Origin of the sequence: Rheinheimera sp. NSM (assembly GCF_052380015.1) — a bacterium.
GTDB lineage: Bacteria > Pseudomonadota > Gammaproteobacteria > Enterobacterales > Alteromonadaceae > Alishewanella.
The window spans coordinates 151,292-164,045 of sequence record NZ_JBQTCI010000007.1 but is presented as its reverse complement, the minus strand read 5'-3'; the positions used below and the strand labels follow the sequence as shown (position 1 = coordinate 164,045).

At 52.4% G+C, this 12,754-nt stretch carries 9 protein-coding genes; 1 reads left to right on the top strand and 8 read right to left on the bottom strand.

The genetic code is table 11. The annotated features are described in order from the left end of the window. Window position 1: 1 nt before the first annotated feature. The 5 genes from ACTZWV_RS17565 to ACTZWV_RS17545 all read right to left on the bottom strand — a co-directional run bounded on the left by ACTZWV_RS17565 (window position 2) and on the right by ACTZWV_RS17545 (window position 7,484). On the bottom strand, window positions 2-2,482 hold the full coding sequence (locus ACTZWV_RS17565; RefSeq protein ID WP_444787783.1) for an ABC transporter permease: 2,481 nt from the start codon (window positions 2,480-2,482) through the stop codon (window positions 2-4). A 126-nt stretch (window positions 2,483-2,608) separates the two neighbouring features. Next, the gene (locus ACTZWV_RS17560; protein ID WP_444787782.1) at window positions 2,609-3,361 is read right to left on the bottom strand and encodes an ABC transporter ATP-binding protein; all 753 of its coding nucleotides are present in this window, start codon (window positions 3,359-3,361) and stop codon (window positions 2,609-2,611) included. Window positions 3,362-3,387: 26 nt separating this feature from the next. Beyond that, window positions 3,388-4,632 carry an efflux RND transporter periplasmic adaptor subunit gene (locus tag ACTZWV_RS17555; RefSeq protein ID WP_444787781.1) on the bottom strand — a complete coding sequence of 415 codons (1,245 nt, stop codon included), beginning with the start codon at window positions 4,630-4,632 and terminating at the stop codon, window positions 3,388-3,390. A 184-nt stretch (window positions 4,633-4,816) separates the two neighbouring features. Beyond that, window positions 4,817-6,115: a sensor histidine kinase gene (locus ACTZWV_RS17550; protein WP_444787780.1), complete on the bottom strand. Its 1,299-nt coding sequence runs from the start codon at window positions 6,113-6,115 to the stop codon at window positions 4,817-4,819. Then, window positions 6,099-7,484, bottom strand: a complete 1,386-nt coding sequence (locus ACTZWV_RS17545) for a sigma-54-dependent transcriptional regulator (protein WP_444787779.1) — start codon at window positions 7,482-7,484, stop codon at window positions 6,099-6,101. Before ACTZWV_RS17545 ends, ACTZWV_RS17550 begins: the two co-directional genes overlap by 17 nt. 205 nt (window positions 7,485-7,689) lie before the next feature. Here ACTZWV_RS17545 and uvrA point away from each other — a divergent pair, with 205 nt between their 5' ends. Beyond that, window positions 7,690-10,512: an excinuclease ABC subunit UvrA gene (gene uvrA, locus ACTZWV_RS17540; protein ID WP_444787778.1), complete on the top strand. Its 2,823-nt coding sequence runs from the start codon at window positions 7,690-7,692 to the stop codon at window positions 10,510-10,512. Window positions 10,513-10,574: 62 nt separating this feature from the next. On the opposite strand, the gene ACTZWV_RS17535 is transcribed toward uvrA, so the two are convergent. The 3 genes from ACTZWV_RS17535 to ACTZWV_RS17525 all read right to left on the bottom strand — a co-directional run bounded on the left by ACTZWV_RS17535 (window position 10,575) and on the right by ACTZWV_RS17525 (window position 12,597). Further along, window positions 10,575-11,366, bottom strand: a complete 792-nt coding sequence (locus ACTZWV_RS17535) for a putative porin (protein WP_444787777.1) — start codon at window positions 11,364-11,366, stop codon at window positions 10,575-10,577. A gap of 239 nt (window positions 11,367-11,605) precedes the next feature. Beyond that, complete coding sequence (locus ACTZWV_RS17530) at window positions 11,606-11,998, bottom strand: hypothetical protein (RefSeq protein ID WP_444787776.1); 393 nt, start codon at window positions 11,996-11,998, stop codon at window positions 11,606-11,608. Beyond that, window positions 11,998-12,597 carry a peptidoglycan recognition protein family protein gene (locus ACTZWV_RS17525; RefSeq protein ID WP_444787775.1) on the bottom strand — a complete coding sequence of 200 codons (600 nt, stop codon included), beginning with the start codon at window positions 12,595-12,597 and terminating at the stop codon, window positions 11,998-12,000. The genes ACTZWV_RS17530 and ACTZWV_RS17525 overlap by 1 nt, the downstream gene beginning before the upstream one ends. Window positions 12,598-12,754: the final 157 nt, after the last annotated feature.

Genomic DNA, 12,754 nt, shown 5'->3' with positions numbered 1-12,754 from the left:
ATTATTGTCCTTGTAATGCGTAAATGGCAGGTTTGCGGATAATGCCCCACACCGATAACAGCGAGGTCAGTGTGGTAAGCAGCACTATCAGTAACAGCGGCAGCGCAAAGCCGCCGGCCGACAATTCAACCATCAAGGTGGTGTGTTGCAGGCCCAACCACAGTGCGGCCAACATCAGGCCTGCCAGCGCTAAACCCGCAGCAACCGGTTTGAGGTTTTCGCCGAGTAACTGGCTTAAAATTGTCACTGGCCGGGCGCCTATCGCCATCCGCACACCCAGCTCAAAGCGGCGCAGCTGTACGCTGTAGCTCAGTACTCCGTAAATACCGATGGCCGCCAGCAGGAAGCTCAGCACCACCAATGAGGTGGTTACAGCCGCAGCCAGATAGTTGCTCAGTAACACCCTGGTGACATTGTCTGCAATGCTATACATATTGGCGGCGCGATAATGCGGTGACACCTGCACCATCGCCTGATTAATGGCGGTTTTGTCCAGCTGCATACCGGGTTTTAGCTGCAACTGCAGGCTGGCGGTTGTGCCTATGTTGCGGGTTAAATAACTGCGACCGGTCTCTTCCGCCGACCAGGCATCCGGCAAATGATGGTTAGCGCTGACGCCGATAATCTCAAAGGCCAGGCTGCCGTCGGTCGAATACAGCCTTTCGCCAAGCACTTTACCGTCTGGCTTCAGCTGTTGCGCCAGTACCTGATTGATAATAACGACCATAGCCTGTGACGCCACTTCCTGCGCTGTAAAATTGCGGCCCTGCACTAACTTGATGTCGAACATTGGCAGATAAAACTGGTCCGTGAACACGGCACGGCTGAACAGTTGCTGGTTGGGGCTGTCTGGTGACGGGATAAAGCTGGCCGAGCCATAGTAACCATCAAAAGAAATCGGCGGATAATTGCTGACCGACACGGCCTCTACTGCCGGGTGTTGCTGCAGTATATCCCGCACCTGCATCAACTCGTCTTTTTGCTGGCGGTATAGCGCACGGCTTTGCTCCGGCGGCAAGCTGTCATCCGGTGTGGCGGTAATATTATCAATCGGAATTTGATAGCGATCTGCGCTGGCAAACCCCACTTGCTGGCGCAGCTGTTGCAACGACTGCAACAACACCTGGGCACTGCAGATCAGCAGCATAGCCGCCAGCATTACCTGAGCGCCTATTAATACCTGACGGGTGCGGCTGCTAATTTGCACGCCACTGCCTTTGCCGCTGCTTTGCAGATTTTGCTGCAACGCGCGGTAGTTAATTTGCCGGCTGATAAGTGCAGCAAAGCCCAGCGCCAGCAGCAGACTGATAGCGACGGCAAAAGCTAATACCGGCCAGTCAAAACCCAGCTCGGCCAGTCTTGGCAGCATGGCACCGGCGTAAAGCTGTAGTAAATGGTAAGCACCTTCGGCAACGATAAAAGCCAGTAGCAAAGCGCTGCTCATTAACCAGCTAAGCTCTGCCAGCACCTGCCCCAGCAGATGATGACGCTGCGCCCCCAGCGCGGCCTGAATACTCATGCTGCGTTGCTGACGGGCGGCGCGGGACAATAACAAGTTGGTGATATTGGCAGCGGCGATAAGTAATAACAGCAGACTACCGGCCAGCATCCATAAGGTGCGGCTACGGCTGTCACCCTCTAAAACTAAACGCAGCGGCTCGGCATTAAATACCAGGCTGCGGCCGGCCTGGCTGGGTAAGGCAGTGATATCGTCCTGATACTGGCTGGCAACTTGCGGCCGCAGCTGCTGCTCGAACACCTGACGTTGGCTGGCGTCTTTCAGTTTTGCCAGGTATAGGTGCGCACCGCTTACGTCACCGGGGCCAAAGCTACTGCCAATGCTAAAGTCCCAGGGTAGCCAGATGTCATTGCTGCGGGCTGGTCCGGTCAAACGCGGTTCGATAAAGTCGGCAGCGGCGATGCCCACTACTTTAAACTGCTGGCTGCCGATATGTACACTCCACCCTATCAGCGATGGGTCAGCGTTATAGTGCTCACGCCAGATTTTTTCACTCAGTACCGCCACCGGTTGCTGGCTGCCGACATCTTCTTCAGCACTAAAAGCCCGGCCATGCAGTAGTGGCATTTGGTACATGCGCATATAACCTGGCGTGGTGTAGGCAATTTGCACCTGTGGGCTATGCGGCAAATCGCGTAGCGTCATACCGATATAGGAAAAGCTATACAAGGCCTGGTCGCTTAACTGTTCTGAAGGTTTTTGGTAAAGCTGGCGGAAAATACTCACCGGCAACAAACGCGGATACATCACGCTGCCGTCTTTATCCAGCCAGGCGGTGCTGCCTACCACTAACTGATCTTCATCAGCATAAGGCAGCGGTGCCGCTAAAATCTGGTAGTTCAGGTTAAACATCGCCACCAGGCTGCCGAGTGTCAGGCCCAGTGTCAGGATCACCGTTAGCGCATAGCCTTTGGCTTTGCTTAGCGCGTACAGCGCGGTAGATAAATCTTTGATGGTAAACATCTCACTATCCTTATGCGGAGCTGGCACTGCTGTTAGCCCACAGTGCCACCAGTAACGTCAGCAGCAGCAAACACAGCGGTTGCAGCGCTATAACGCCGAGCCAAAACCAGCCACTAAACGCCAGCATTACTGGCCTGCGGCCTGAAGTAACGGCGCTTGTTGCGCCTGTGCCGCCTGTGTTGATAAGGGCGTGCCATCAGCATCCAGAATGCGGCCATCGAGCAGGTGCAGTTTGCGGCTGGCCATATCGGCGTAGCGCGGGTCGTGCGTTACCATACACAGCGTGGTGCCGTTACTGTTTAACTCGCTTAGCATATCCATTACCGCATCACCGTTTTTCGAATCCAGGTTACCAGTTGGCTCATCTACCAGCAGCAACGCCGGGCTGCCGACTAAGGCACGGGCGATGGCAATACGCTGCTGCTGACCACCGGATAACTGATTTGGCCGGTGGCCGGCGCGGTGGCTCATATCCACCGTTTTCAGGCACGCCATTACCCGCTCCTGCAGCTCGGCTTTGGGCACTGCATTACGCCGATAACGCAGCGGCAGGGCGATATTGTCAAATACGGTTAGCTCGTCTATTAAGTTAAACGACTGAAAGACAAAGCCAATTTTTTCATTGCGGATAAAAGCGGCTTCACTGAGGCTTAAACCACTGACTTCCTGGCCTTCAATCTGGTAACTGCCTTCAGTCGGCATATCCAGCAAGCCCAGCAGGGACAACAAGGTAGACTTACCGCAGCCAGACGGGCCGCAAATTGACACGAAATCACCGGCAAAGATCTGCAAATCAATGCCACGTAAGGCATGGGTTTCCATTTCATCGGTGGCAAATACCTTGGTAATGCCGCGCATACTGATTTTTTGTTGTTGCATGTTATTTCCTTAATATTGTTCCGTGCTTACTGCAGTTGAATCAGGTCTGCATCGCGAAAGATTGCCATATCAGACAGTACAAAGGTGTCGCCTTGCTGCGCGCCGCTGGTAATTTGTAAATAACGGCCGGCATCGTCGCCAAACTGCAGAGCAGTGGCAGACAAAGCGCGGCCCTCATCGGTAACTTTAAATAACCGGCTGCTGCTATGGCTTTGCACATTAACCGGCCGTTCCAGATACAGGGTGTCGGTTAGCCGGGCGGTAAAAATCTGCGCGTCTATATTCAGCTCCGGCCGCGCTGAGGCCGGTACGCCTTCAGTAAAGGCCAGCTCAACTTCGATAGTGCCTTCGCGTACTTCCGGTGTAATGCGGGTAACCACAGCGTCCACCCGTTCACGCCGGGTGTTAATTTGCGCGGTCTGGCCAATTTGCAGCTGCTCGGCACGTGATTGCGATACCCGCACCAGCGCCAGTAAGTCTTTGTCGCTGCCGACTAATGCCAACTCCTGGCCAGCCACAACACTTTGGCCCAGCTCTACCGGTAGCCGTTGCAACACGCCTTCCATACCGGCGCGCACGGTTAAACGTTCAGCCCGTTGCTGCATAGTAAGGTAACGGGTTCGCGCCTGGTTAATTTGCTCCTGCTGAATAATGTCGGCCTGGGCAATAACATCATCTAATTGCGCCAGTCGTTGCTGTTGTAAATCCAGCCGTTGTTGCATTTGTTGTTGTTGCAGCACTGTGGTTTGGTAACTAAGTGACGACACTACACCATCGGCGACCAGTTGCTGCTCGGCATTGCGTCTTAAGGTTACCATTTGTAAATTGGCATCCAGCTCAGCCATTACGGCTTGCTCGGCTAACCGCTCGCGCTGATTAGCCAACTTTAACCGCTTTAGATTTGCCTCTTCTTGTGACAACGCCATGGCTGCCGCTTCCACTTCCTGCAGTAACTCGGGGTTACTCAGCTGCAAAATAATGCTGTCGGCACTGACCTGAGCGCCGGGGCGCAGCAACACCTGCTGCACGGTGGCGCTGGTTAGCGCGGTGAGCAGGGTTTGCTTGTCAGAGCGCAGCACGCCATAAGCATCGACACTGACTTGCAAGTCGCCACGCTGCACCTGTGCCAGCAGTAACGCAGTCCGGTCGGTTTTATGCTGATAGCCGGGCGAGGCCCACAGGCTGCCCAGCAGCGCCAGACTGGCCAGGGCACTCAGTGCCAGCAGCGGTTTTTTCCAGCGCGGTTTGGTATTTACTTTTTTTACGTCCATTGCATTTCTCTGTAATAACAAGTGGCAGTGTGCGGTAACGGCCTGCCATGGCAGAGCAATGCTTATGCCAATAAGTTAAGGCTTTGATATGTAAAAATTAATTTGGTTTTGGCATTGTAATTTATGGCTATAGCGTCCGGTTTCGGACGCGCTATTCCGGTTTCGGACGCTTATTGCAGATCACTCAGCAGCCAGCATCAGCCGCATGCCAGGGTAAGCTGATGGTAGCGCAGCAGCCCTGCTGGCCGTCGCTGCGCGGCGCAAGGCTCATTTCACCGGCTAGCTGGCGTACGATATTGCGGCACAGCTGTAAGCCGATGCCCTGGCCCTGGGCTTTGGTGGTGTAAAACGGCACAAACAGGTCACGGCTGTTACTGATGCCGTGCCCCAGATCGCTAACGCTGATCTGCAACTGGTTGTGTTGGCGGGCAAACTGCAGCAGTAAAGTGCCCGGCGGGCTGCCGGCTTCAATGGCGTTTTTAATCAGGTTAATCAGCACCTGCTGTAATAAGGTGGCATCTGAGTAAAGCCGCAAGCTCAGTCCGCTGGCCTGCAGTGCTGCATCGCTGAATAGCGGTTGCAAAGCGGCAAATAAATCGGCGGCGCACAGCGGCTGCAGATTGATGCTCAGCGGTTTATTCAGCTCGCTATAGCGGCTGACAAAGTCCTGCAAATGCTGGCTGCGCTGGCGGATCACCTGCAGCGCTTGTTGGTCACGCTCTGCCGCCAGTTTAGGTTGTAATTGCTCGGACAATGCCAGCACTGGCGTTAACGAATTGCGGATCTCATGGCTCAGCACGCGGATAAGTTGTTGCCAGGCCTCTAATTCGGTATCACGCAACGCCGCCTGAATATTAATAAACACCAGCAACTGATGGCGCTGGCCCTGATCCATAAAGCGGCTATGGCGGATTTGCCACTGCCGCTGGCGCTCGCTGTCAGCAAAATGCCAATGCGGCTCGCTGTGTAAACCGAGTAATTCCGCCGAGGCTTTACGCAAACTTTGCCAGGGCTGGCCAAATAAGCTGTCAAATTCAGCATTGGCGTAACTCAGTTGCTGTTTGTGATCAAATACCAGAATGGGGGTATTCAGTTGATCAATCAGCCGGTAGAGTAAAAACTGCTGTTCATCAAAAAAGCTTTTGCGTTGTTGCAACTGGCTGCTTAATTGTTGCAACTGCTGCTGAAAGCTGGCAGCAATACCGGTTTGATAAGCCGCTTTAGCTTGCAGGCTGTAATCCTGGTTATGCATGGCCTCCAACTGCACACTGGCGCGGTTAAACGCCGCCAGCATTTGCCTGCGCCGGGCAAACTGCCATTTATTCAACAGCAACCAGGCTGGGACTAACAGCAGCCATAGCCACCATAGGCCAAACCATAACCCGGCCAGCACAACAGCTGCCAGCGAGCATAGCAACAAGCCGACGCTAAGCGCTAAGCTGTGGCGCTCCAGCGAGGCCGGGCGTCTATTTATCCAGGCCATATTTTTCCAGCCGGCGGTATAACGACGATTTGGTAATACCCAACAGCTCAGCCGCGCGTTGTTTATTGGCCGGGAATTGCGCCAGTGCCTGGCGGATCAGCTGTAATTCAGCTTGTTCCAGCGTCATATGTTCCAGCGCTATTGGCACCTGCTGGCCGTTGCCAGTATTGCCGGCTGCCGGCACCGCCAGCGCCAAATCGCTGCTACTGATCTGTTGCGTTTGGCATAGTAGTACCGCGCGCTCTATCACATGGCTCAGTTCGCGCACATTACCCGGCCAGCCATACTGGCGCAGCGCAGTCTCGGCCGCTGCGGTTAGCTGCAAGTTGTGTTTTTGATAACGGTTGCCGTGTTGCTGCAAAAAGTAGCGGCACAGCGGTATGATGTCGTCCGGCCGCTGCCGCAAGGCGGGCACAGTAAATTGCAGCGTATTTAGCCGGTAATACAGATCCTGGCGAAACTGACCACTGGCCAGCAGCGCAGCAAAATCGGCATTGCTGGCGCTGATAAGCCGCACATTGGCTTGCTCGGTTACACTGCTGCCCACCACTTCATACTGGCCGGACTCCAGCACTCGCAATAATTTGGCTTGCTGGTTTAGTGGCAGTGTAGCTATTTCATCAAGAAACAGCGTGCCGCCCTGTGCCAGCGCAAAGCGGCCGACTCTGGCCTCTTTAGCATCGGTAAAGGCGCCTTTTTTATGGCCAAACATTTCGCTTTCAAACAGGCTGTCGACAATGGCGCCCATATTCACGCTGATAAAGGCCGCATTAGCGCGCTGTGATTTAGTATGAATAAACTGCGCCAGCTGGGTTTTGCCGCTGCCGTTTTCACCGGTGAGCAAAATATTGGCGTCGCTGCGCGCCACCTCTGTCAGTTGCTGTAATAGCCGTTGCATCGCTTCGCTATGTGCCAGCAGCGGGCTGGCCGGATCGGCAAAGGCGGCCGACAGTTGTTTGTTATGTTGCTGCAGTTGCGCCAGTTTTAGTTGTTGGCGGATTACCTGCAACAGCCGCTGGTTATGCCAGGGCTTTTCAATAAAATCGCCGGCACCCAGTTGCATTGCCTGCACCACAAGCGTGGTATTCGACCAGGCTGTCATCGCCACCAGCGGGATTTTACTGCTCTGTTGCTGTAGCCAGCGTAAAAACTGCAGACCTTCTTCACCCGAGGTGGTGTCGAGGCTGAAATTCATATCCAGCAAAATCAGATCGGCACTATTTTCACTGGCATCACTCTGGCTAAGCCAGGCCATGGCTTGCACAGGGTTTTCCAGTTCCACCACGCTAAAGCCGGCATCTTCCAGCACAAAACGAGCAGAAAAGCGGATTTCCTTATTATCTTCAACAACTAAAATGGTTGCCTGCATCGGCATGTCCTTATCTGTGGGCGCGCGCCGCCATACAATAAACGCAAAGCTTGGCTATCGCCAGCAGCGGTTAATATTTGGCGGCAGGTTTTTTCTTGTGGTTGCATAGTGTATATTTGTACAGTTTTGCGCAGTTACTACTGCACCCAAAGAACTGAAAGCAGGCTCAGCACGTAAGCACAGGCGCGATTAAGCTGGAGTAATAATGGACAAAATTGATATCCGTGGGGCCCGTACCCACAACCTGAAAAACATCTCGCTAACCATTCCGCGCGATAAGCTGATTGTTATCACTGGCTTATCCGGTTCCGGCAAGTCATCGCTGGCGTTTGATACGCTTTACGCCGAAGGCCAGCGCCGTTATGTTGAGTCGTTATCAGCTTATGCGCGACAGTTTTTAAGTTTAATGGAAAAGCCCGATGTCGATCATATCGAAGGCTTATCACCGGCGATTTCGATTGAGCAAAAGTCCACTTCGCATAACCCGCGCTCTACTGTCGGCACCATTACTGAAATTTACGACTACCTGCGTTTACTATTTGCCCGCGTCGGCGAGCCGCGCTGCCCGACGCACGATTTACCGCTGGCGGCACAAACCATCAGTGAGATGGTCGACAAGGTTACCGCCTTCCCCGAAGGTACCAAATTAATGGTGTTAGCGCCGGTGGTGCAGGAGCGCAAAGGCGAACACGTAAAAACGCTGGAAACCCTGGCCGCCCAAGGCTATATCCGCGCGCGGATCGACGGCGAGGTGTGTGATTTATCTGATCCGCCAACGCTGGATCTACACAAAAAGCACACCATCGAAGTGGTGATCGACCGGATTAAAGTGCGCGATGACGTAAAAACGCGGCTGGCCGAATCGTTTGAAACCGCGCTGGCGTTATCCGGCGGCGTGGCCAAAGTCGCACTGATGGACGAGCCCGATGCCGCCGAGCTGGTGTTTTCGGCCAACTTTGCCTGCCCCAGCTGTGGTTATTCCATGGTGGAGCTGGAACCGCGGCTGTTTTCCTTTAATAACCCGGCCGGTGCCTGCCCCAGCTGTGACGGCCTGGGCGTAAAGCAATATTTTGATCCGAACAAAGTTATTGTCAGCGCCGAATTAAGCCTTAGCGGCGGCGCGATACGCGGCTGGGATAAGCGTAATTTTTATTACTTCCAGATGCTGAAATCTTTGTCTGAGCATTATGGTTTTGCGCTGGATGTCCCCTTTAGCAGCTTAAGCCAACAGCAGCAGGACGCTATTTTACGCGGCAGCGGTAAAACGGTAATTGATTTCAAATACCTGAACGATCGCGGCGATATTGTGCAGCGCAGCCATCCGTTTGAAGGCATTTTGCCAAACATGGAGCGCCGCTATCGCGAAACAGAGTCAAACTCGGTGCGCGAAGAGCTGAGTAAGTACCTGGCGCATCAGGCCTGTCCGGGGTGTAACGGCACCCGCTTACGCGAAGAAGCCCGCCACGTGTTTATCGGCCAGACTAACCTGCCACAAATTGTCGAGCTGTCGATTGGCGATTGTATGGTATTTTTCCAGCAACTGGCCCTCACCGGCCAGCGCGCGCAGATTGCCGAAAAAGTATTAAAAGAAATTCAGGACCGCTTGAGCTTTTTGGTTAACGTTGGCCTGAACTATCTTAACCTGTCACGCAGCGCCGAAACCTTATCCGGCGGCGAAGCGCAGCGTATTCGGCTGGCCAGCCAGATTGGTGCCGGCTTAGTCGGCGTAATGTACGTGCTGGACGAGCCCTCTATTGGTTTACACCAGCGCGATAACGACCGCCTGCTTGGCACCCTGCGCCACCTGCGCGATCTGGGTAATACTGTGATCGTGGTAGAACACGATGAAGACGCGGTGCGGATGGCTGACCATATTATCGATATCGGCCCGGGCGCCGGTGTACATGGCGGTAATATCGTCGCCCAAGGCACGCTGGAACAGGTAATGGCGGCGCCGGACTCGTTAACCGGCCAGTATTTATCCGGTACGCGTAAAATAGAGGTGCCGAAAAAGCGTCACAAACCGGGTAAAAAATGGTTGGAGGTATTAGGTGCTACCGGCAATAACTTAAAAGATGTCGATATTGCCATCCCGTTTGGCCTGATGACCTGTATTACCGGGGTGTCCGGCTCGGGTAAATCCACGCTGATTAACGATACGCTGTTTCGGGTGGCGCACCGTGTATTGAATAAAGGCGAAGGTAATGATCCGGCGCCGCATCGCGCGATTAAAGGCCTCGATCATTTTGATAAAGTGATCGACATCGACCAGAGCCCGATAGGCCGTACCCCGCGCTCCAATGCCGCTACCTACACCGGTATTTTTACTGCAGTGCGCGAGCTGTTTGCCGCTACCCAGGAATCGCGCTCACGCGGTTATCAGGTCGGGCGTTTCAGCTTTAACGTCAAAGGCGGCCGCTGCGAAGCCTGTCAGGGTGATGGTGTTATTAAGGTAGAAATGCACTTCTTGCCTGACGTGTACGTGCCATGCGATGTGTGTAAAAGCAAACGCTATAACCGCGAAACGCTGGAGATAAAATACAAAGGCAAAAGTATCCATGAAGTGCTGGATATGACGGTGGAAGACGCGCTGGCCTACTTTGAAGCGATACCGGCGATTAACCGCAAACTGCAAACCTTAATGGACGTTGGCCTTTCGTACATTAAACTCGGCCAGTCGGCGACGACCTTGTCCGGCGGCGAAGCGCAGCGGGTAAAACTGGCGCGCGAGCTGAGTAAACGCGACACCGGCAAAACGCTGTATATTCTGGACGAACCCACCACCGGCCTGCATTTTTACGATATTCAGCAACTGCTGAACGTACTGCACCGGCTGCGCGACCATGGCAACAGTATCGTCGTTATCGAGCATAACCTCGATGTGATTAAAACTGCTGACTGGATTATCGACCTCGGCCCCGAAGGCGGCAGCGGCGGTGGGGAAATTCTGATCGCCGGCACACCGGAGCAGGTCGCAGCCTGTGAGAAGTCCTATACCGGACATTACTTAAAGCCGCTGTTGGACTAACAAGCATAAAAAAGGGGCAACTATTGTTGCCCCAAAACACTCGTGTAGCTACCAAGGAAAACTTAGAACTGGCCGTTTACGCCTAAGCTGTAAACTTTAGTATCAGAGCTGTCAGTGTTGCTGCCAAAGCCAGCCACTAATGCCCAGTTACGGTTAAAGAAGTGTTTAGCATTCAGGCTGTAGTCGTCTGCTTTATTGTAGCTAACGCCCACTGAAGTCATTTTAGAGAAGTAGTAATCTGCGGCTGCGCCCCAGCTTGAACTGCCGTCGTTGTCAGCTAATGATACGCCTACAGCGATATAACGGTCTTCGCCCAAGGCGGCAAAGTATTTGCTGCTCAGAGTGAAGAAATCAAACTCGTCATCAACGCTGGCAGTAAAACCAACATAGTCGTTGCCTTGCAACTGGTGGTTATAGCTACCGGAGAACAGGTATGAGGTACTGCCATCTTTTGGCTTAGTTGCTTCTGCACGCACAATAATGTCGTCAGAGATCAGGTAACCAATGCCTACTTTATTGCTGTAAGAACCACTGGTACGGCTGTGCTCTGCAGAAAACACTAATTTGTTATCGGCAAAGTATTCGCCGCCAACATTCCAGAAGTTACGATCGTTGCTGCGATTAAAGCCGGCATCTACATTGCTGACTTTATTGATGTATTCAAATTGATCCAACGGGCCTAAGGTTTGCTTCTTATCGAAGAAATAAGTACCGTCCAGCTTCCAGTTGGTTTCGTTATCACCGCTAGCGCGCTCGTGATCTGCAGTCAGACTGGTGAATAATTGATATTCTTCGGCAGACAGTGCTGCTGAGGCAGTCAGTGCTATAACAGGTAATACATACTTTAACGTCATTGTTTTAGTTCCCTAAGTTGGTCATTGCGGCGCGCATACTAGCGGCAGGAATTTCAAATGTAAATTAAAGTTCAATTAAAATTCACAAATAGAAACCGTTTGATTACTTTTAAAGCAAACACCGGCGATAAATTACGCAAGGAATTGGCAATGAGAGCAGCCAGGTTAGTAAAAGTGAAAAGGGCGCAATCCGAAGGATTACGCCCTTATTGTTTCTGAGATTATTACACTGCTCTGGTTTACTCTGTTGTTTCACCTGTATTAAACAGCGCTGCACAATCGTCGCAGGCAAAATAACGATGTTCTTCACCGCACTGGATATGCCCAGTCGCACCGGCCCGCACCTGCCAGTTACAACTTTGCTGCCCGTACTTTAGCGTACCTTCAATGGCGCAAGGAGCATAGTTATAATGATCATGCAGTATTTTATGCGCCACCTCACGTGCCTGCTTAAAAAACTGCTTTACCTCTATATTGCTGAGATCAACATCCGTTGGACGGCATTGCTCAGGCGCATCTGAAACAAAGTCGGCAATATACAGCGAACCGATTTGGTCAGAATCAAATGACTGTTGCTGGCTGCCACATGCCGGTAACCATAACGATAAACTGCATAATATAAGCACCCGCATTACCAGTTTGCTCCTTTTGCTTCACCCGGATTTTTGTAAGATACGTCCGGATGACGATATACATCCGTTTTTGTCAGCGAAAAGTGGGAGTACAACTCTGTAAGCAACCATTGCAATGCTTCATTTTGGGCCGGCGTTACGGCTTCGTACTGAGTGTCATTCACATGCTTGCCTACGAGCTCAATACCGAGCGCATCTGAGTTCACCGGATAGCGATCCGGATAGGCTTTTTGTCGCTCATGCGCATCCAGCGCTTTAATCTGATTGCTCCATGACTTTGCCAGTATTTTTGCCATTTCAACGCTGTCACAGCTATTTTTATCCAATGTCAGACACTTTGATTTAATCAATCGGCCGACATGATAACAACGTTTCAACGTGCTGGCGGTCTGGTAAATCTGGCCGTTTTTGCCGATCAGGAAATGCGCGCCATTACCACCGGAGTTGTATGCATTAAAAGTATGCTGTGCCGTAGGAGCATCAGTTTGGTGCACCACAACGGCACTAACCCTGGTTAAATTACCATGCTCAATGCTGGTATAACGTTTCAATGAGATTTTATCGTCAATCAACATGCCGTCTTCATCAAAGGTCGACATAACGCCTCCACGTTGGGTGAATGTATCGCTTCGTTTAGTTATAACGCAAAAAAGCTAACTTAAAAATAATAATTTACAATTCTATAATAAATATAGATCATGCAAGCAAACTTGCCTTTGCGCCTGGCAGCAACGACAATAGTGCTAATCAACAAGG